The sequence below is a fragment of the Neobacillus dielmonensis genome, from assembly GCF_000612665.1.
GTDB classification, from domain to species: Bacteria; Bacillota; Bacilli; order Bacillales; family Cytobacillaceae; genus Neobacillus; species Neobacillus dielmonensis.
In genome coordinates, this window is sequence record NZ_HG942024.1 from 1 (window position 1) to 20,380 (window position 20,380).

Sequence of the window (20,380 nt, forward strand, 5' to 3'; positions counted from 1 at the left end):
CGCCGAGGAGGCTCCCCGGCACGCCCGCGGAAAGCGAAGCACCTGGAGCGGAAATCAATAGGCCCCATTGCAGGCGATAATCAATTCTAAAAATCATATTTTAATTCAAGTAAAATGAAAAATTGCCGAGAAAAATAACCTTTCTCGACAATCTGAAAGTAATCGTCATCACGACGATTACCTTTTTTACATATTAGTTTGCATTGGCTTTTTCAGTTAAAGTTAAATGAATCAGCCTGTCATCTTGATCGGTTGGATTTCCACGATTGTCACGGTTGCTTGTTATGGTAAATAACTCGTTATTGTCAACGAGCACATCTCTCAAACGGCCGGCATCGCTATAAAATTCCTGGAACTGTTTGCTTGCTAGGTCGTAGGCAAACAGTTTTTTCCCAGCTAAAGAAGCGACCAAAAGTTTTCCATCATGAAAGGCCATTCCGGAAGGAGCCCAGGTTTGATCTCCGGATTGAACTAGCGGCTTGATCATGCCCTCTTTGCTTTCGTCTCCTTGAATGACGGGCCATCCATAATTTTTGCCTGCTTGAATCAGGTTGATTTCGTCATGACCTGATTCACCATGCTCTGAACTATATAGGTTACCATTGCTATCCCAGGCAAGCCCTTGAGGGTTTCGGTGACCATAGGAATAAACATAGGAATTTTTAAATGGATTGTCGGCAGGAATATCGCCGTTTAATTCCATCCTTAAGATCTTGCCGGATAAGCTGTTGAGATTTTGGGCATTGTCTGATTGCTTGGTATCACCAGTCGTGGCATAGAGCATTCCGTCCGGTCCAATTTTAATCCGGCCGCCATTATTCGCTGTTCCGCCAGGGATCCCTTCCAATAGGACATTCTGTTCTTTCCAGGTGTTATCTGCAAGCTTCAGGGAAACAATTCTGTTTAGGATTTTGCCATCTTGTTTGTACGAATGATAGGCAAAGGCCATTTTTGATTTCTCAAAATCCGGCGCCAGTGCGAAACCGAGGAAGCCGCCTTCTCCTTCATGCACAATATCCTTTGAAACCTTCACTTGCTGCACTTTCACTAGGCCAAGGTCACCGTCAATTTGAATAACGGAGCCTTCCCGTTGGCTTAAGAAAAACAAATTGCCATTTTTGTTGATGGTCCATGGGATATACAAATGATTGGCATTTACGCTCCCATCATCCGACTTCACAACCTCAACCGTTTTTTCCATTACTTCAACCGCATCTTGCTGGAGTGACCCCTGACTTTTGCCGGCGTCCTGATCTTCTTTCTGATTATTCCAGACTATAGCAGTCCCTAAGCCCGCTGCGAACAAAACTCCTAGGGTACTGTAAATAACTGACTTTCTCACGATACCACCTCAAAATATAAGATTTTCCTCACCATTTTGGACAAAATTCAGATTATTTAAACAGTTGAGACCTAAAAATTTACTGTGGTTTTTTCTCCAAATTGAAAACCCATGAGTTGGTATGCTCATGGGTCTTTGACTGCTATAAAAGTGACTCTGCACCATCAATATACATTTCACTGCCGGTGATATGGCTCGACAAATTAGAGGCAAGGAAGAGTACGAGATCAGCCACCTGTTCTGGTTTCCCTGGCCCGTGTTCCAACGGCTGGCTGCCTTTAGGGTACTTAATAGGTACCTCCACTTTTTTCAGATTCTTTTTTTCCTTCCAGGTGTTTTCGCTAATATTGGTATCAATCGCACCAGGGCAAATAATGTTGACCCTAATGTGATATTTGGCCAGTTCTAGGGCCGCCATTTTTCCAAAGCCCATTTGTCCGATTTTGGAGGTGCTATAGGCAGACATTCCTATATTTCTGTATACTCGGTTCCCATTAATCGAACTAGTAATTATGATGCTCCCGCCACTTTTCTTCAAATGCGGTACCGCATATTTAACGGTTAAAAAGGTACTCGTTAAGTTATTGGAAAGGGTTAAATCCCATTCACTGGGCTCCAAGTCTTCAATGGGTGTTACTTTCCCATTGATACCGGCGTTAGAAAAAACAATATCCAGCCTTCCCCAGTTGTCGATGATTTTTTGGTAACAGGATTGAACTTCCTCGGGGTCGGAAACATTGGTTTTTAAAATAAGAGCTTTGCCACCTATTGCTTCAATTTGGTTTTTCACTTCTTCCAATTCATCTTGATGCAGATCTACCAAGGCAATCTTGGCTCCGTTTTCGGCCAGCTTTAACGCAGCGGCTTTTCCAATGCCTGAGCCAGCCCCAGTTACAATCGCAACTTGATGTTCAAGCAGTATTTCCATGTTTAAAAGCCTCCTACATGTTGATGCCTATTAAGATACCCATTGACGAGAATTTAAAACATAATGGAAGGCTTGGGGAGTTTTGCATTTTTATTTGGGCAATATATTGGATGATAATCATTTGACATGAAACGGCTTTCATATATTACACTTTATGGTAGTGTATCAAGCGGAGCTTTCCGTTCGGCCAGTTTAATTTTGATATAGACTCGAACTGGCACAAAATATATTTCGAAAGTAGGACATAACTGTGAAAGAACAAAGTGTGATTTTTTTTGATATAGATGGTACCTTGTTAAACCATGAGAAAAAGCTGCCCCAGTCAACAAAAGAAGCAGTTTTTAAATTAAAGGAACTTGGACATGTTGTAGCAATTGCAACGGGACGGGCCCCGTTCATGTTTGAAGATTTGCGGAAGGAATTGGATATTAATACCTTTGTCAGCTATAACGGACAATATGTTGTGTTAAATGGGGAAGTGCTATATACCAATCCGTTAAACATTACCTCGCTGGTACAATTAACGGAAGCTGCATTGAAAAACAATCACCCTATTGTGTATATGAACCATGAAGATATGAAAGCAAATGTCCCAGAACATCCATATATTAAGGAAAGTATTGATACTTTAAAGATCAACGCTTTTCCTACCTATGACCCCTACTATTATAAAGGGCGTGAACTGTATCAATCTCTTTTATTCTGCCCAGAAGGAGAAGAGCAGCAATACGAAGAGAAATTCAAGGATTTTGATTTTGTCAGATGGCATCCAGTATCGGTTGACGTCCTTCCAAAAGGCGGTTCAAAGGCAAAAGGAATTGAACAAATTATTCAAAGACTTGGTTTCCCACCAGAGCGGCAATTTGCCTTTGGCGACGGCCTAAACGACGTCGAAATGCTAAAAGCCATCGAAAACAGCGTAGCAATGGGAAACGGAGAACCCATCACCAAAGAAGTCGCCAAATACACAACCAAATCCGTAGAAGACGACGGCATCTACCACGGCCTACAAATGGTAGGCCTGCTGTAACCTGTGGTGTAAGTGGGGCCTGCCCCCCGATACGTTAATGCGGTAATATGGCGGGGGGCTGCCCCCCCCTACGTTAATGCGGTGACATGGGCCTGCCCCCCGATACGTTAATGCGGTAATATGGCGGGGGCCTGTCCCCCAGCACGTTAACACGGTAATAAGGTGGGGGCCTGTCCCCCGATGCGTTAATGAGGTAATATGGCGGGGGCCTGTCCCCCGGTACGTTAACGTGGTAATAAGATGGGGGACAGGCCCCGCATTATTGTGTTATTGTTTCATTAGCCAGTCAGTGAGTTCTTGTGTTTCTTCTTCGTTTACGTTTTGCCCCTGCATTTTGCCAGTGCCTTCTGTAATGATTTTCTTTAGTTGTTGTTCCGAATATTTGCTGCTAATGTTTACTACAGGTGGTCCAAAGCCGCCTTTTAAATCTGCTCCGTGGCAGGCAAGACATTTGCCTTGATAAAGTGCTTCTCCATCTAGTGATGTTTTCTCGCTTGCCTTAGCAGAACATCCGGCTAATAAAAGTAGTGTTACTAATAAAACCGGCCATAGTCGTTTCATGCTGTTTCCTCCAATAATGAATTTATTTGAATCTTGTAGAGCTATTCACAGTGAGAATATAATAATATTCATTAAAGATAATCTAGCATACAAGACATGACTACAAATCAATCAATTGTTAAATCATTTTAACTTTCTTCGAGGAGAGCGGGAGAATGATTCAATTTCAAAATCAATACATAACAGTGTTTCAAAGTGGTTTATATCAGACGACATGTACGGTGGTAGAGGCAAAGGAATTCGTTCTAGTTGTGGATCCGAATTGGCTGCCAGCTGAGGTGGAGGAAATTAAGCAACATGTAGCAAGGATTCAAGGGAAAAAACCGCTGTTGCTTTTGTTTACGCATGGTGATTTTGATCATATTATCGGCTATCGCGCCTTTCCTAGTGCTAAGGTGATTGGAAGCAAGGGCTTGGCGGGGCACCCAGATAAACGTAAAACGCTAGAACAGATTCATGAATTCGATAATGATTACTATATTGAGCGACCCTATCCAATCGATTTCCCAGAGGTCGAGTTCGTGGTGGATGAAGACGGGAAAAAACTTGTCTTAGGGGAGACCACCATGACGTTTTACTTGGCACCTGGGCATACACATGACGGAATATTTACGGTGATCGAACCACTTGGTGTCTGGGTAGCAGGTGACTATCTTTCCGACTTCGAACTTCCGTTTATCTCCCATAGTGTAAAAGAATATCAAAATACCCTTCGTAAGGCCAGCACAATACTAGATAGCCATAACATTAAGGTTATGGTTCCTGGGCACGGTCAAACAGCCAGTTCGCAGGAGGAAGTTTTAAAGAGAATTCAATTAGCGGAAAACTACCTCGACCAATTAATAGCTGCTGTACAGAATGAAAACCTAGGAATAATGGATGAATTAGAAAAACAAATGGCCTACCCATCCAAATTCACCAAACTATCTCATCAAGAAAACATCAGCATCATTCGCAGAGAATATAAAGGGGACAGGCCCCCAGCACGTTAACGCATTAACGCACCGGGGGCCTGTCCCCATTTTTATTATTTTGTGATTGGTTTTTTCAAGAATCCTAGTAATAGTGCTGAGACGATTGCTCCAATTACGACTGCCAACAGGTAGAGCAGCCAGTTGCCGTCTACGAGCGGGAAGACGAATACTCCGCCGTGTGGGGCGCGGAGGCCGATGCCAAAGTACATGGTTAGTGCGCCGGTAACAGCGGAACCAATCATAACGGAAGGAATAACCCGAACTGGGTCAGCCGCTGCGAATGGAATGGCTCCTTCTGTAATAAAGGATAATCCCATGATATAGTTGACTCTTCCAGCTTCACGGTCTTGCTTGCTGAATTTCTTTTTAAAGAAAGTAGTGGCAAGAGCGATTCCTAATGGGGGGACCATTCCAGCTGCCATAATGGCTGCCATTGGTTCATAAACGCCATTAGCAATTAATCCTGTACCGAATACATAAGCTGCCTTGTTTACTGGACCGCCCATATCGAATGACATCATTAATCCAAGAATAATTCCAAGTAAAACAGCATTTCCGGTTCCAAGACCTGATAACCAATCGGAAATCGCTGTGTTTAAGGCGCCAACTGGTTTGTTGACCACATACAACATGATGAAACCAGTGATTGCAATACCCAATAGTGGATATAATAGAATCGTTTTAATACCTTCTAAAGATGCTGGGATTCCAGCTAATAATTTTTTCAATCCAACTACCACATAACCTGCTAAGAAACCTGCGACAAGACCGCCTAAGAAGCCGGCACCACCGCTAGTCGCCATCATACCGCCAACCATACCTGCTGCAAATCCTGGACGGTCAGCGATACTCATCGCGATAAATCCTGCTAATACAGGGACCATTAAAGCAAAGGCGTTACCGCCGCCGATGGTCTTTAATGCTGCAGCAAATTCATTATAGCTTGGATCATCTGGATTTGCGGAATTAAAGCCAAAGATAAAGCTGATGGCAATTAAAATACCGCCCCCAACAACAAATGGAAGCATATTAGAAACACCATTCATTAAGTGTTTATAGATGGTTGAACCGATGCTTCGGCCTTTTTTATCGGACTCGTTATTTGTTTTATCAGAAGCGCCGCCCTTGTAAATAGGAGCATCCTGTTTTAATGCCCGCTCAATTAATTCTTGCGGCTTGCGGATCCCATCTGCAACCGGCACTTCAATAACGTGCTTGCCATTAAACCGATTCATTTCAACCTTGGTATCGGCAGCAACAATAACAGCCGTTGCATTTTCAATTTCATCTGTGGTAAGGACGTTTTTCGCTCCTCCAGAGCCGTTCGTTTCAACCTTGATGTCGATACCCATTTCGGCTGCTTTGGCTTTTAAGGCATCAGCAGACATATAGGTATGGGCGATACCAGTTGGACAAGCCGTTACAGCTACCACGAAGTCTTTTTTTCCAGCCATCGATTGGGTTTCCTCTTCCTCTTCTTCGTCATGGCTGTTTATGACAGTTAACACATCATCTGCTGTTTTTGCTTCTAAAAGCTGCTGGCGTACTTCATCTCTCATTAAAATGGTAGACAGACGGGCAAGTGCTTCTAGGTGAGTATTGTTTGCCCCTTCAGTTGCCGCGATCATAAAGAAAAGGTGAGCGGGCTGGCCATCAAATGATTCATAGTTGACACCGCCAGTTGAACGGCCAAAGGCAATCGCTGCCTGCTTCACTGCTTTAGTTTTCGCATGAGGTATGGCAATTCCGTCGCCGATTCCAGTTGTGCTTTGTGCTTCCCGATTTAAAATTTGCTGTTTATATTCGTTTCTGTCGGCCAATTTGCCGGCGTTATCCAAAACAGTAACCAGCTCTTCAATGACATCTGCTTTTTCACTGCTGGTTAAACCAAGATTCATGGTATCTTTCGTTAATAACTCGGTTATTCTCATGACGTTTCTCCTTTTTTAAATCTGTTGTAGCTTTACTTGTGGCAGTAAACTTTCAATTTTTTCAGAGGTGCATAGGCCGATTGAAAAAGCGGTAGCACTTCCGGCAGCCACACTAAAACGGAAGGCTTCTTCAATGGAGTTGGTTTTTGCGTAGGTTGCAATAAACCCGGCCACCATGGAATCCCCGGCACCAACCGAGCTCTTTACTTCCCCTTTTGGAACAGTAGAAACGATGGCCATGTCCTTGTTGATGAGGACGGCGCCATTTCCTGCAAGGGAGACAATGACATTTTGAGCCCCTTGTTTGATTAATTCTCTACCGTAGGGAACGGCCTCTTCAGGTGTTGTAATTACCGTATTGAATAAATCACCAAGCTCATGATGATTTGGTTTAATCAGGAATGGCTTGAATGGAAGAACCTTTCTCAATAATTCTCCTTCCGCATCCACTACAAATCTCGTTCCGGTTGTGCTGCAGATTTTCACGAGCCCTTCATAGGTATCTGCTGGCATGGTGGAAGGGATGCTTCCTGCTAGCACAAGGATATCCTCGTTTGTCAGCTGACGAACTTTTGCCTTTAAGGCTTCAAAGTTCTCATTGGAAATGGCAGGTCCCTTGGCGTTTACTTCGGTTTCTGTGTCGGACTTTAGTTTTACATTTATTCTTGTATCCTCATTGACTCTCACAAAGTCTGTGCTGATTTGAAGAGATTCTAGTAATGTTTTAAGATAATCGCCTGTAAAACCGCCGACAAAACCAAGGGCTTTGCTGTTGACGTCCAATCTTTTTAGGACTTGGGATACATTAATGCCTTTTCCTCCAGGCAATTTGGTTTCGTTTTTGGTACGGTTTAACCCGCCCACATTGACTTGGTCAAGTTCGACAATATAGTCGAGAGATGGATTTAACGTAACGGTATAAATCATGATGTAACCACCTTTATCTTTGTCTTACTATCATATTGTTCCTTTATATCAGGATCTAACTCATTAGTTAGAATGGAAGCGACATGGAGATTGGCGATTTTGGCAAAGGCAATCTCTGAAAATTTTGACTCATCCGCTAAAACGAAGGCTTCACGAGATAATGAAATAGCCAGTTGTTTGACCATGGCTTCTTCCTGATCGGGTGTTGTATAGCCAAGCTCAGGGTGAATGCCATTGACTCCCATAAAGCACTTATCGAATCGATATTGTTCCAGACTTTCTAATGCACCGCGGCCGATCATCGCTTTGGTGGTCGGTTTTAGATACCCGCCGATTAAGAAAGTTTTAACGTTTCTCTCCAGCAGATGATTGGCATGCATCAGTCCATTGGTGACGACCACTATATTAGATGGCAGAAAAGGAATCATTTCCAAAACCGTGGTTCCGGCATCTAGATAAATCGAATCGCCTTCTTCAATTAAACTAGCAGCATATTCTGCGATGTGACGTTTGGCTTGAAGGTTTTTGGCTGATTTTTCAGTCATGCTCGGTTCTTGGAGTTTACCTTGAAGCCGGGCTGCGCCGCCATGAACCCTTTTTAAAAACTTCATATTTTCTAACTGAGTTAAGTCACGTCGGATTGTAGATTCCGAAGAATTGGTGATTTCTACAAGTTCCTGAAGCTTAACAGTATTCTTTTGCTTTAAAGCATTTAAAATAAGTTGATGGCGCTCCGTTTCTAACAAAATGCCGCCTCCTAAAAATAACGCTTACAGTGTAACTTTAATATCATACAGGACTTTTTATTAAAAATCAATCACAAACAGCCAAAAACATTCACATCCAATCTTTTCCGTTCATTCCTTTTGACTATTTTCGTCATCCGAATTTCCTAGGCAGTATGAAGGATGGATGAGTATAATGGAAAATGAATACAAATATGGTTCAGTTAAGGATTACAAAGGGAGTAGAAAAAATTGAGACATATTTTAATAGTTGAAGACGATAAGGAGATTGGGCAGTTAATTTCGATTTATTTGCAAAATGAGGGGTTCAAGACTTCTAGAGCTTATGATGGGGAAGAGGCCCTTCGTGTGTTTAATGAAGAAAAAATAGATTTGGTTATTTTAGATTGGATGATGCCCAAGATGGATGGCATGGAGGTATGCAGAAAGATACGGGAAAAGAATCATGTACCCATCCTAATGGTCAGCGCAAAATCAGAGGACCTTGACAAAATTATGGGCTTAATGAGCGGAGCAGATGATTACTTGACAAAGCCATTTAACCCGCTGGAATTAGTGGCACGTGTTAAAACATTAATGCGCCGTGCCTATTTGTATCAAGACGAACATGTCCAAAATGAGGTTATTAAGCTTGATACGCTAGAGGTTAATAAAAGCTCTCATACTGTTTTGGTTAGCGGCCGGCCCATCTCCTTAACATCAAAAGAGTTTGATATTTTGTACCTCATGGCTTCCAATCTCGGACGGGTATTTAGTAGTGAAGAATTGTTTGAACAAGTGTGGAAGGAAGGGTACTTTTCCTCCAACAATACGGTCATGGTCCACATTAGCAATCTTCGAGAAAAAGTTGAAAAAGAGCTGGGGTACAAATTAATTAAAACCATTTGGGGGGTGGGGTATAAAATTGAAGGATAAAAAAGCTGTTACGGTCTACGGCAGGTTTTTGCTCATATGGCTTTATTGTTTGTTGGGTGGGGCAATCTCCAGTTTCCTTTTCGGATATGCCGCTAAATTCATTTATCAGAATATCCCTTTACCCTCTGCTATTAATTATTTTTTCGTTGATACCTACCGTACGTATGGATTGTGGAAATTATTTTTTCTAGCTACAACAATTCTTACTCTTCTCTATTATTTTTTGTGGATGTATAAAAAATTAGCCTATTTTACTCTCATTTTGAATTCAAGCCAAAAATTATCGCAAGGGCAGTTTGAACTCGATCTTCCAGTCAGGAATGCAAAGGGCTCTCTTGGAAGTATGGCCAATCATCTTAATGAGGTGAAAGGACAGCTGGAACAATTAATCGAAGAGGAAAAACGGGTAATCCGTTCCAAAAATGAACTGGTAACCAATGTTTCCCATGATTTGAGGACACCTTTGACCTCGATTATGGGTTACTTAAGATTAATAGAAGAAGACAAGTATCGTGACGAGGTGGAACTTCGATGTTTTGTGAATATTGCTTACGAAAAAGCAAATCGGCTAAATCGAATGGTCAATGACTTATTTGAGTTCACCAAAATTAATAATCGGGAAATTGCATTAAAACCTGTAAGATTTAATGTAAGTGAATTGCTTCGTCAGCTAGCTGAACAATTTACCCCAGAATTACAAGAGGCAAATATGCACTTAGGCATCCATATCCCGGATAAAGCCATCTCGTTAGAGGCAGACCCAGATAAATTAATGCGTGTGTTTGAGAATCTTTTTTCTAATGCCATTAAGTATGGGAAAGATGGAAAAAAAATCGATCTGTATCTGGAGGATAGGACATCCTATGTTGTTGTGAAGCTTGTCAATTATGGACAGCCGATACCAGCAAAAGCCATCCCTCTAATATTTGAAAGGATGTATCGCATCGATCAATCCAGGACAGCGGAAACCGGGGGTACTGGGCTGGGCCTAGCTATAGCGAAAGGGATTGTGGACATGCACCACGGTGAGATCTCTGTTTCAAGTAATGAGAGGGAAACTATTTTTCAAGTGCAATTGCCGATCAGGATTGCCGGTGATGGCCAATTATAAAAACTTAAGTGTTTCTTTAAGTTTTCTTAAGGTTTAGTTTTCATGCTCTTTAGGAATAATGGCTATATTTGGGTTAACCATTTTTCTAGGAGTTGCTTGTATGAGAAATATGAAATTAGTGGTAGTTGGATTGATTGGATTGGTTCTATTAAGTTGGGGTATTCAAATGTTTGGAATGGATAAAATCCAAAGGGGATGGACGGAGACTTCCTCAGATTCTAGTATAAATATTAACGGGGAGGCGGGGATTTTATTAGATGCCGACTCAGGTAAAGCAATTTATGCAAAGAATAGCGAGAAAAGGATGTACCCAGCCAGCACAACCAAAATCTTAACGGCTTTATTAGCAATCGAATGGGGAAGCTTGGATGACTCTGTGACTGTGGGTAAAGAGGTCCGTTTAAAGTCACAAGGAGAAAGTACAGCGTGGCTAAAGGAGGGACAGTCATTGACTTTAAGGGAATTGTTAGCTGGGCTGATGCTTCCTTCCGGGAATGATGCAGCCAGGACAATTGCCATTTATACGGCAAAAAAACAGATGGGAAGAACCGACATTTCAGATGAAACGGCGCTCAGCTATTTTGTTAGAATGATGAATCAGAAGGCAAAGCAGTTAGGTGCCAAGGACTCCCATTTTATGAATCCTCATGGGCTGCACAATTCCAAACATTACACAACGGCCCATGACCTCGGACTTATTGCAATGGCCGCAATGGAAAACCAAAGTTTTAAAGACATTGTCAGCAGCCGAACCTTTTCAGACCAAGCCATCACTTACGAGAATCGTAATCAATTGCTAAATAGCAACAGCCCGTACTACTTTGAAGGTGCTAACGGGATCAAAACAGGATTTACAGATGAAGCAGGATACTGCCTAGTATCCGCAGCCGAACGCAACGGAAAAAAACTCATCGCAGTCATCCTAAAATCTGACCAAACCTCCGTATGGAACGACTCCATCACCCTACTAAAAAAGGGATTCACCACTGAATACGTGAACAATTAAAGCCAATAAAAACATCACAGACAAGTCTTTGCTTCAGTAACGCATTATCACGCTGGGGGCCTGTCCCCCAGCGCGTTAATGCGTTAAAGAGGCTTTCGACTGTACGGGACTGCGGCAACGTGGTAAAATATTGTTTGTAATAATCAGTTAATTAAGCAGATACTAACTGGCCAAAATGTAGTGGAGAAGGAGTGTAGCAAGTATGGAGAGTGTGAGTACGCAGAGCAGAGGGTATTTTGGTGAGTTTGGAGGAAGTTTTGTTCCGGATGACCTGCAACAGGTCATGAATGAGTTGGAGGAACAATTCTTAAAGTATAAGGATGATCCGGAGTTTATTGAGGAATATAAATTTTACTTAAAAGAGTATATAGGGAGAGAAAATCCGCTGACATTTGCCGAGAACTTAACGAAGCAATTGGGCGGAGCCAAGATTTATTTAAAACGGGAAGACCTCAATCATACAGGCGCCCACAAAATCAATAATGCCATTGGGCAGATTTTGTTAGCGAAAAGGATGGGCGTAAAACGGATTATTGCGGAAACTGGGGCTGGCCAGCACGGGGTCGCCACAGCCACAGCCTGTGCCATGTTTGGCATGGAATGTGTCATCTATATGGGAAAATTGGACACCGAACGGCAGGCCTTGAACGTATTCCGAATGGAGCTGCTTGGAGCAAAGGTTGTTCCAGTTTCCAAAGGGCAGGGTCGTCTAAAAGATGCCGTTGATGAAGCATTAGGAGATTTGGTGCAAAATTATAAAAATACATTTTACTTATTGGGATCGGCAGTGGGTCCGCATCCGTACCCAACCATGGTCAAGCATTTCCAGTCGATTATCAGTGAAGAATCCAAGCGGCAAATCCTCGAGAAGGAAGGCAAGCTGCCGACCGCAGTCATTGCCTGTACAGGCGGAGGGAGCAATGCCATCGGCGCGTTTGCCCATTATATTGAAGAAAAAGGTGTCCGCTTAATCGGAGTGGAACCGGCAGAGGCACCAACCCTATCAAATGGAGTTCCGGCCGTGATCCATGGGTTTAAATGTTTGACTTTATTAGATGAAAATGGGGAGCCCCAGCCGACCTATTCGATTGCAGCTGGACTTGATTATCCTGGTGTCGGTCCGGAACACAGCTTCTTAAAAACAAGCGGCAGGGGCGAGTATGTCACAGTTACCGGACAAGAGGCGTTAGATGCTTTTCTTTTGCTCAGCAAGACAGAAGGAATCATCCCGGCGCTTGAGAGTTCTCATGCAGTAGCCTATGCGGTCAAGCTTGCAAAACAAATGTCACCGGATGATGTGATTATCGTTAACCTGTCAGGCCGTGGGGACAAGGATGTTGAGCAAGTATATAAAATGTTAAAGAATTAATAGAGTAACAAGGACGATTCTGCTTTGAATCGTCCTTGTGTCATTTTACAGCAGGGGAATCTGAATGTTTTTATCTTAACTGGAATATATTTCCTATAAGCAGGAAGAAAAGCGGCCGCCAAATGGAGGTACTTATGTATAGGAAAAGATATTTAAAGTACATAAATAACGACAGGAATAGCAGTAGGAAGTTTTATAGACAGGCCTCTTTTATTTTTATTGGTGCAATCCTTGTGGCCATTTCCCTTCAGTTATTATTAGTCAAAAATAATTTGATAGACGGAGGAATTATCGGTATTTGCATTATGGTTTCTGATGTTACCGGTATGGATATAGGCGTTTTGTTATTCCTATTAAACACACCTTTTTTCCTAATAGGATATAAAATGCTTGGGAAAAGATTCTTTGCTATGAGTTTTTATGCCAATCTGGTCCTGATGCTGACAACGAGCATACTCGAACCTGTTCCGGTCATTACTGGTAACCCCCTGCTGATTATTGTCCTTGGGGGGGTTTGTCTGGGTCTCGGTGTCGGAACGATTATCCGTTTTGGGGGATGTTTAGATGGAACAGAAGTTTTATCCATATTATTCAGCGAACGGACAAGTTTATCCATCGGCCAATATGTCTTTCTATTTAATTTCCTCATTTTTGCAAGTTCCATCTTCATATTCGGTCTACACGAAGCTATCTACTCAATGGCCGTATTTTTTGTAGCCTATCAAACTATTGACGCTTCAATTCGTATTCATTGATGGGCCAGTTCCCCAGTGCTTTACCATATTGACGCAGCAGGGAATGGCTTTCGGAGGCTAATTATTGATTTTTAATGAGAGATATTTTTTTCCTCTTTGCGGATAAATGCCCCTCGGTCTGAAACCATTTCCAGGTCTTGTCCCCGGCTCGTTTACCGATGACGCCACTCATAATCATTCCAGAAACTGCCCATTTGGCGGGCAAACCCTTTACATTATAAACATTGTTGGTTACAAACTCACTCAGTACAATGGTTTCATCAATTTTGCTGGTCACTTCAAATAAACTATCCCATTTTTCTTTACACTGGTTGAAATTTAAATTGATTCTTTCAATATCATACTGTGGATTCCAATCTACACGATGGATACGAGGAAAATCGCGTAAGAAGAGGGCGTTAAGCAGATGTTCGCAATCCTTGAGTTGAGGAGTCGCTTCTATGGCAAGGTCGTCGATTAGGGGGGCAAATCAGTGCCAACTCGTTCATCGAGCCAACGGACAAACATTATTAATTGTGTTAGGAATTGCTCGGTTTCTTGCTCTTTTCGTGAAATTCGCATCAAATGGGGAAAACTGTAAAAATTAATTTCTTCCCAAAAGGAGGGCTGACATTGCGGCCAGGAAGGGGGAGAGTCGTCCTCTAAATGGGTGGTCATTAGTTTTGCGATAACTCGGAGAAACTCGTTTCGTTTTCTGTCTAAGCACTTTTCACACTTGTAGGCAATCAAATCCTTCCAGTAAAATTCAGACAACCCACGGGGGGCAGCTCAAATTCCGAACTAATGGCTAAATTCTTTAAATATTCCTCCTGGTCCATTGGATTGGTAAAGTTCTGCGAATAGACTTTAACCTGCATCCCATTGATCTCAGCTGGTCTCAAGGTCTTACTGTCATTTGCCATAGCACCAACCTACTTTCTAAAAAATATGAATAAAGTCACGCAACTGTATTATATCAAAGGGGGAATCTTAATAATTTGTGAATATTCATGAGGGGACAGGCCCCCGCTGCGGTGATGCTTTAACGCAACGGGGGCCTGTCCCCACTCTATTAAATAGTAACTAGTTCTTTTGCTGTAAGGTTGTAGGCTTCTGTGTATCCTTCTTTGATTGCTTGGGCGATTTTTCTTGGTGCGTTGACATCGCCGATGACTTTGACGTTGGTGAAGTTAGCCTTGATGGTGTCAACGATTTTGTTGTTTGGACGAACTCCTAATGAAAGGACAACCGCGTCGACTGGGCATTCCACATTTTCTTTGGTAGCGACTTTTTCGAGTAAGATTCGGTCATACGATATCTTTTGCAGTTTATGCCCTGGCAGCATATGTACCCCAAGTTTGGCCAGTTTCGTTGTAACGTCGATCAAGTTTTGGAAATAAGCACCTGGTCCAATCATATCAGCCATCTCAAAAACGGTAACTGTATTTCCTTGCTCGGCCAATAGCTCTGCTGTTTCTAGGCCTGTCATTCCAGAGCCGATAACAGCAATCCTTTTATTTTGCAATTCAACAGAACCGCTTAAGATCTCTGTTGGTGTGTAGACATGTTCTCCATCGGCTCCCTTAATTGGAGGAACAAAAGCATCTGCACCGGTAGCGACGAATACAGCATAAGGATCAAGTTTCCTAAGTCCTTCTACAGTTGCTTCCGTATTCAAGCGGATTTCGACACCCAGCTTTTTCGTTTGTGTATCCAAATATTCGATAAGCCAATCAATTTTTTCCTTCTGAGGAGGCTTATTGGCCAACAGCAATTGTCCGCCAATCGTTGCCTCTTTTTCGAACACAACGGGTTTAAAGCCTCTTTCTGCTAACACACGGGCGCTCTCTAGACCAGCAGGTCCAGCGCCGATAATGGCGATTGTTTTTCCATCACCATCTGTTTGTAATTGGTCAAATTGCAGTTCTCTGCCCATTCTTGGATTGACGGCGCACTCCAATGAGCCTGCAAAAATGGACTCAAAACAATGTAAGCAGGAGATACAGTTTCGAATATCACATTCTCTTCCACCTGCAGTTTTGTTTACCCACTCAGGGTCTGCTAAAAGACCACGCCCGATTCCGACAAAATCAATGATTCCAGACTCCAACAGTTCCTCGGCAAATTCAGGTTTTCTGATGACGTTTGCTGCAATAACAGGTATTTGAACGGCTTCCTTCACTGCCTTTGATAAATGGGTACGCCAGCCTTGAGGATAGGATGTTGGTTCAACAATTGTATTCATTGTCTCGTAGATTCCGGAAGAAACATCGATTGCGTCAATGCCTAATTTTTCAAGGGCTTGAACAATTTTGACTCCTGTCTCCAAGTCAATCCCTTTCTCTGGTGCACCAATCGTATCTAAAAACTCTTCCACCGTTAAACGGACCATTAAAGGGTAGTCGCCGCATTCTTTGCGGATTCCGAGTATGATTTCTTCTAAAAACAGCAGGCGATTTTCAAACGAGCCGCCGTACTTGTCGGTTCTTTTGTTGGTATAGGGGCTTAAGAATTGATTGATTAAATAGCCGTGGGCACCATGAAGTTCTATGCCATCCACACCTGCGGCTTTTGCACGTTTAGCTCCATTTACAAAATCTTGGACCAAACTTTCCACTTCTTCTGTAGTTAACGCGCGTGTTTCTTCTTGCATCAATCCACATGGGATTGCACTAGGGCCAACGACAGGCTGACCGCCAATGGCTACGGAAGCGTTTTGTCTTCCAGGGTGGTGGAGCTGTAAAAATAGCTTTGTGCCGTACGAATGAATCCGTTCAGCAAATTTACGTAATGGTTCAATCACTGCATCGTTGGATACGCTTAGCTGGGCATCGCTTGCCTTACCGTGGTCATCGTTGACTCTGGTTACTTCCGTTACAATTAAACCGACTCCTCCTTTGGCGCGCTCCTCATAATACCTCATGATACGCTCCGATGGAGTGCCGTCGGCATTCGCAAAACCCGTACCCATAGCAGTCATAATGACTCTATTTTTTAATTCTAAATTTCCAATTTTACCGTTTGAAAACAATTTAGGATACTTTTCAGACATGGTATGTAACCTCCTAAAATTCATTGAGCAACACTACCACCTAACAGTAACCCTATTTCAAAACCATAGCGTGTGATAAAAGTTACGGCAAAAACAGAATCCTAATATTGTTCACATTTTCACAATGTAATTGTCACAAAGCGGTGCCTGTCCCCCTGCAAAGTAACGCGGTAAAGCGCCGGGGGACAGGCCCCCAGTACAGTAAAGCTTTAACGCATTGGGGGACAGGTACCTTAATGGATCGTTTTTTCTTCCCAGTAGGCTTCTCTTATGTTGATTTGTTTGCGTATTTTTCGGATGATGTCGATGGTGATATTTCCTTCTTCATAAAGGGTTTGAATATGGTCTCGTTCTGCTTGGAAAGCCTTAAGTTGGAGCTCTCTTTTTGCTTGGTTGAATTGGGTATGGTCTTCTCCTGTTTTGGCCTGTTTGAGTTTGGTGATCATGTCATTGTATTCTCCAATAATACCCAAATAAATGGACTCATTTTCAGGAGTCATTTGTTTTTTTAGAAAGCGGATAGCGGCCTTGGCCATGATGACCCTTAGCTGAAGTGCTTTCTTTGTTCTAGCACGGCGATTCTCAACCCGTTCTTGATATTTTGGTGAAAACCTTTGAAAGAACATAAATAGGGTTCTCTTCAGCAGCGACCAAATAAACAATCTTCTAAACCGCATCCGATTCGTGATGGCGAGCCTAATCCGCTGTACATATTCCTGTGCTAGGAACAAGGCATCCCGGTCAATTTGGCCAGTTTTAACCAGTTTTTCAATATAGTCCGCCTCCGCATCGAGCGCCTTCATGCGAACCTCCATTTCTGCTTGTCTGATTTGCTCAGGGTATCCCCCGCTTAGCAGGCTGATTCGGTTTCGAATCTTGTTGTAGTTCGCGATCACAGAAACAGCTGCACCTCGGTTTTCATCATTCATCAGCTCGCGAACAGCTTGAATGGCAGCCTCAATCGTTTGAAGCATAGCGGTTCTTTCCAGCTCCACTTGTCTTTCTTCAGTGCCGGCCTTTTCAGTTCTAGCGAGTATCGGCAAACAGATGCTGGCTACAAGGAGCGTGGCCAAAATGACCCCGGCAGCAATAAAAAGCAGCAACGAACGTTCGGGAAACGGGCTGCCATCTGCTAAAACATAAGGAATTGTAAAAGCTCCAGCTAAAGTGACGGCCCCTCTAACGCCAGAAATAGTCAAAATGCCTATAGCGCTAAAAGAAGGCATTTGAACTTGTTCTTTTAAAAGTCGCTCCAGGATCCAAACAGAGGATATCCATATAAAACGTAATAGGAAAAGAGCTGCTGCAATAATGAAAATATACAAGCATGCTTCCCAGTTATTAAACAGCGGGTCATGAAAAATTTCTCCCGTTACAGCAGGAATCTGTAACCCCAATAAGACAAATACCAACCCGTTTAAAATATAAATAAGGACAGTCCATGTACTGCGGGAGACCGTTTGAAGCTGATAAGACGGGGATTGGTCCCGGTCGCGGTATATGCCATGAACGATCCCGGCTGCAACAACCGATAAAATGCCTGAAAAATGGAAGTGCTCAATTAAATAATAAATTACAAACGGCGTAAGGATTTGAATCAGCATATGTATCGTCACATCCTCCATCCCCAGCCTTCGGATAAATATCTTCAACCGAATAACAAGGTAGGCGAGAAAGGCGCCGCCTGCCAATCCGCCAATAGATATGACCAAAAAACTCCACCCCGCATCCACTATGGAAAAAACTCCAGTCACAGTTGCAGCAACTGCAAATTTAAAGGCAACAAGACCAGAGGCGTCATTCATCAGTCCTTCTCCTTCAAGAATATGCATAATGGTTTTAGGGATTTTCACTCTACTGGAGATTGCCCCCACTGCTACAACATCAGTGGGAGAAAGGATAGCTGCCAAAGCAAAAGCAGCTGGCAATGGGATTGACGGGACCAGCCAATGAATAAGGAAACCGATGACAAAAACAGTCGCGAACACTAAGCCTAATGCCAGCAGCAAAATGGGTTTCCGCAGTTTCCAAAGTGCTCTCCTAGAGACATTTTTTCCATCATAAAATAGTAGCGGAGCGATAAAAAGCACAAAAAAGAGTTCAGGGTCCATAGGTACATGCATGCCTAAGGGAAGTGAGGCGAGCAACACTCCTAGGGCAATTTGAATAAGCGGTACCGGTATATATGGAAGCAAATGATTGATAAAACTAGACAAACTGATAATTCCTAGCAACAGTAATACGAGCAGGAAAAATTCCATACACAAACCTCCTCTTGTAAGTATTTTGTGTAATTAATCATGATTTCTGCGTCAGATATGATTTTTTCTGGAATTTCTCCTGCGTGATGGTTCTTAGCGGTTCGGTTTTTTCGTAAATTTCATTTAAATAATAAAGGTAGTCAAAATTATCCCCCTATTATATCGTTCTTGTCTCATGTAAGATGGTATTAGCAAGATAAAGGGGGAGACTGAATGGACAGGAATAAATTCTCCAGCATAGCCCATAGGGACCATGCTTTTTATAATCCGATTAGTGAAGCGAAACTCATGAAGATGTTTCAAATCATTTCACCGCAACCAAAGGATAAAGTGATAGATATCGGAGCAGGCAGGTGCGAACTGCTAATCCGTCTTGTTGAAAAATATAAAATAGAAGCGACTGCTATTGAATTATATAAAGGAGCTATTGAAGAGGCAAAGCGACGTGCAAGCAACAGAATTTCTGAAGAAAACATTAAATTTATTGTCAATGATGCCCAAGAAGCTGCGGGAGAACTTCCACAGGGAAGTTACGACATTGGAATTTGTATCGGGTCTACGCACGCCTTGGACGGCTTAACCCCGACACTCCAGACGTTAAGGCATCTGGTTAAGAAAAATGGGTACATATTGATTGGTGAAGGTTATTGGAAGCAAAAACCAAGCCCTGATTATTTAGAAGCTCTTGGGGGAGCGGAGGAGTCCGAACTGCTAAGCCATGCGAACAACGTAAAAGCAGGTACAGATCTTGGTCTGGTTCCGCTTTGGTCGTATACAGCCACACAAGAAGAGTGGGATGACTATGAGTGGCTCTACTCCTCTTCGATTGAAAATTATTGTTTAGAGAATCCTGAAGACCCCGATCGTGAGGACATGCTGAAGAGAATTCGGGCCTGGAGAACCTCCTACCTAAATTGGGGCAGGGAAACGATGGGATTTGGATTATACCTTTTTAGGGTTTAGAAAACTTTTAAAATGAAAAGAGGTATTATTATTGGTTTGGGGATATGTGAACAGGCTTATTTGCCTGTTCTTTTCGAAAAAAGGTGCTTTGTATCAGAGATAGGTCGACATTATAGTATAGAATGGGGAAAGTAAAAAAAGTGGTTGACGGCAAACAAACACTATAGTAATATAGTAATTCCTGTTAGGAAACAGCTAAACATTGTTTTGTGCAGGAGTGAAAAGTAGTGTTGACAAAGTAGATTACATCATGTAACATATTTAAATGTCGTCACGAAGTGTTTTTGAAAAGTGGTTGACAATTAGTTGATTACGAGATATAATATTTTCTTGTCAGCGAAATTGTTCTTTGAAAACTAAACAAACAAAACGTCAACAATAAAACATTCGTTTCTTACGAAACGAAGCCAACGTAAAATTTATGAGCTATATCAACTTTCTTGGAGAGTTTGATCCTGGCTCAGGACGAACGCTGGCGGCGTGCCTAATACATGCAAGTCGAGCGAATCATTAGGAGCTTGCTCCTGATG

General features: G+C 42.6%; 17 protein-coding genes and 1 rRNA gene. 9 read left to right on the forward strand and 9 right to left on the reverse strand.

What is annotated here, in order from left to right:
• Nucleotides 1-193: 193 nt before the first annotated feature.
• Complete coding sequence (locus BN2425_RS01300; protein ID WP_042454232.1) at nt 194-1,342, reverse strand: PQQ-dependent sugar dehydrogenase; 1,149 nt, start codon at nt 1,340-1,342, stop codon at nt 194-196.
• A 142-nt stretch (nt 1,343-1,484) separates the two neighbouring features.
• Nucleotides 1,485-2,270: an SDR family oxidoreductase gene (locus tag BN2425_RS01305; RefSeq protein ID WP_195891882.1), complete on the reverse strand. Its 786-nt coding sequence runs from the start codon at nt 2,268-2,270 to the stop codon at nt 1,485-1,487.
• A 250-nt stretch (nt 2,271-2,520) separates the two neighbouring features.
• Here BN2425_RS01305 and BN2425_RS01310 point away from each other — a divergent pair, with 250 nt between their 5' ends.
• Nucleotides 2,521-3,300: a Cof-type HAD-IIB family hydrolase gene (locus BN2425_RS01310; protein WP_042454234.1), complete on the forward strand. Its 780-nt coding sequence runs from the start codon at nt 2,521-2,523 to the stop codon at nt 3,298-3,300.
• A 267-nt stretch (nt 3,301-3,567) separates the two neighbouring features.
• Here BN2425_RS01310 and BN2425_RS01315 read toward each other — a convergent pair whose 3' ends face one another.
• A complete protein-coding gene (locus BN2425_RS01315; RefSeq protein ID WP_052352739.1) occupies nt 3,568-3,861 on the reverse strand; it encodes a c-type cytochrome in 294 nt (97 codons plus the stop codon).
• Between the two features lie 155 nt (nt 3,862-4,016).
• On the opposite strand from BN2425_RS01315, the gene BN2425_RS01320 reads away from it, so the two are divergent.
• Nucleotides 4,017-4,853: an MBL fold metallo-hydrolase gene (locus BN2425_RS01320; protein WP_042454235.1), complete on the forward strand. Its 837-nt coding sequence runs from the start codon at nt 4,017-4,019 to the stop codon at nt 4,851-4,853.
• 35 nt (nt 4,854-4,888) lie between these two features.
• Here BN2425_RS01320 and BN2425_RS01325 read toward each other — a convergent pair whose 3' ends face one another.
• Genes BN2425_RS01325 through BN2425_RS01335 form a run of 3 tightly spaced genes read right to left on the reverse strand, consistent with a single transcriptional unit; the run spans nt 4,889 to nt 8,439 of the window.
• The gene (locus BN2425_RS01325; RefSeq protein ID WP_042454237.1) at nt 4,889-6,766 is read right to left on the reverse strand and encodes a PTS fructose transporter subunit IIABC; all 1,878 of its coding nucleotides are present in this window, start codon (nt 6,764-6,766) and stop codon (nt 4,889-4,891) included.
• A 15-nt stretch (nt 6,767-6,781) separates the two neighbouring features.
• Nucleotides 6,782-7,693: a 1-phosphofructokinase gene (pfkB, locus tag BN2425_RS01330; RefSeq protein WP_042454239.1), complete on the reverse strand. Its 912-nt coding sequence runs from the start codon at nt 7,691-7,693 to the stop codon at nt 6,782-6,784.
• Nucleotides 7,690-8,439: a DeoR/GlpR family DNA-binding transcription regulator gene (locus tag BN2425_RS01335; protein ID WP_042454241.1), complete on the reverse strand. Its 750-nt coding sequence runs from the start codon at nt 8,437-8,439 to the stop codon at nt 7,690-7,692. The genes pfkB and BN2425_RS01335 overlap by 4 nt, the downstream gene beginning before the upstream one ends.
• 231 nt (nt 8,440-8,670) lie before the next feature.
• On the opposite strand from BN2425_RS01335, the gene BN2425_RS01340 reads away from it, so the two are divergent.
• From BN2425_RS01340 to BN2425_RS01360, 5 genes are all read left to right on the forward strand, one after another.
• On the forward strand, nt 8,671-9,354 hold the full coding sequence (locus BN2425_RS01340; protein ID WP_042454243.1) for a response regulator transcription factor: 684 nt from the start codon (nt 8,671-8,673) through the stop codon (nt 9,352-9,354).
• The gene (locus BN2425_RS01345) at nt 9,344-10,465 is read left to right on the forward strand and encodes a sensor histidine kinase (RefSeq protein ID WP_042454244.1); all 1,122 of its coding nucleotides are present in this window, start codon (nt 9,344-9,346) and stop codon (nt 10,463-10,465) included. Before BN2425_RS01340 ends, BN2425_RS01345 begins: the two co-directional genes overlap by 11 nt.
• A 100-nt stretch (nt 10,466-10,565) precedes the next feature.
• Nucleotides 10,566-11,471, forward strand: coding sequence for a D-alanyl-D-alanine carboxypeptidase family protein (locus tag BN2425_RS01350; protein ID WP_052352740.1), 906 nt, complete (start codon nt 10,566-10,568; stop codon nt 11,469-11,471).
• A gap of 202 nt (nt 11,472-11,673) precedes the next feature.
• Nucleotides 11,674-12,840: a tryptophan synthase subunit beta gene (trpB, locus tag BN2425_RS01355; protein ID WP_042454246.1), complete on the forward strand. Its 1,167-nt coding sequence runs from the start codon at nt 11,674-11,676 to the stop codon at nt 12,838-12,840.
• Nucleotides 12,841-12,974: 134 nt separating this feature from the next.
• The gene (locus tag BN2425_RS01360; RefSeq protein ID WP_042454248.1) at nt 12,975-13,595 is read left to right on the forward strand and encodes a YitT family protein; all 621 of its coding nucleotides are present in this window, start codon (nt 12,975-12,977) and stop codon (nt 13,593-13,595) included.
• 61 nt (nt 13,596-13,656) lie between these two features.
• On the opposite strand, the gene BN2425_RS01365 is transcribed toward BN2425_RS01360, so the two are convergent.
• The 3 genes from BN2425_RS01365 to BN2425_RS01375 all read right to left on the reverse strand — a co-directional run bounded on the left by BN2425_RS01365 (nt 13,657) and on the right by BN2425_RS01375 (nt 18,887).
• On the reverse strand, nt 13,657-13,872 hold the full coding sequence (locus BN2425_RS01365) for a hypothetical protein (protein ID WP_042454250.1): 216 nt from the start codon (nt 13,870-13,872) through the stop codon (nt 13,657-13,659).
• A gap of 774 nt (nt 13,873-14,646) precedes the next feature.
• Nucleotides 14,647-16,626 carry an NAD(P)/FAD-dependent oxidoreductase gene (locus BN2425_RS01370; RefSeq protein ID WP_052352741.1) on the reverse strand — a complete coding sequence of 660 codons (1,980 nt, stop codon included), beginning with the start codon at nt 16,624-16,626 and terminating at the stop codon, nt 14,647-14,649.
• A 233-nt stretch (nt 16,627-16,859) separates the two neighbouring features.
• On the reverse strand, nt 16,860-18,887 hold the full coding sequence (locus BN2425_RS01375; protein ID WP_042454254.1) for a Na+/H+ antiporter: 2,028 nt from the start codon (nt 18,885-18,887) through the stop codon (nt 16,860-16,862).
• Between the two features lie 213 nt (nt 18,888-19,100).
• Here BN2425_RS01375 and BN2425_RS01380 point away from each other — a divergent pair, with 213 nt between their 5' ends.
• Both BN2425_RS01380 and BN2425_RS01385 read left to right on the forward strand, forming a co-directional pair.
• A complete protein-coding gene (locus tag BN2425_RS01380) occupies nt 19,101-19,850 on the forward strand; it encodes an SAM-dependent methyltransferase (RefSeq protein WP_042454256.1) in 750 nt (249 codons plus the stop codon).
• 437 nt (nt 19,851-20,287) lie between these two features.
• Nucleotides 20,288-20,380: ribosomal RNA gene (locus BN2425_RS01385) — 16S ribosomal RNA — on the forward strand; the annotation flags it as partial.

Bases quoted from the DNA above. Each gene is read 5' to 3' on its own strand.
- BN2425_RS01305 (WP_195891882.1), bottom strand. From the start codon at position 2,270: ATGGAAATACTGCTTGAACATCAAGTTGCGATTGTAACTGGGGCTGGC.
- BN2425_RS01315 (WP_052352739.1), bottom strand. From the start codon at position 3,861: ATGAAACGACTATGGCCGGTTTTATTAGTAACACTACTTTTATTAGCC.
- BN2425_RS01320 (WP_042454235.1), top strand. From the start codon at position 4,017: ATGATTCAATTTCAAAATCAATACATAACAGTGTTTCAAAGTGGTTTA.
- BN2425_RS01325 (WP_042454237.1), bottom strand. From the start codon at position 6,766: ATGAGAATAACCGAGTTATTAACGAAAGATACCATGAATCTTGGTTTA.
- pfkB (WP_042454239.1), bottom strand. From the start codon at position 7,693: ATGATTTATACCGTTACGTTAAATCCATCTCTCGACTATATTGTCGAA.
- BN2425_RS01350 (WP_052352740.1), top strand. From the start codon at position 10,566: ATGAGAAATATGAAATTAGTGGTAGTTGGATTGATTGGATTGGTTCTA.
- trpB (WP_042454246.1), top strand. From the start codon at position 11,674: ATGGAGAGTGTGAGTACGCAGAGCAGAGGGTATTTTGGTGAGTTTGGA.
- BN2425_RS01360 (WP_042454248.1), top strand. From the start codon at position 12,975: ATGTATAGGAAAAGATATTTAAAGTACATAAATAACGACAGGAATAGC.
- BN2425_RS01370 (WP_052352741.1), bottom strand. From the start codon at position 16,626: ATGTCTGAAAAGTATCCTAAATTGTTTTCAAACGGTAAAATTGGAAAT.
- BN2425_RS01375 (WP_042454254.1), bottom strand. From the start codon at position 18,887: ATGGAATTTTTCCTGCTCGTATTACTGTTGCTAGGAATTATCAGTTTG.
- BN2425_RS01380 (WP_042454256.1), top strand. From the start codon at position 19,101: ATGGACAGGAATAAATTCTCCAGCATAGCCCATAGGGACCATGCTTTT.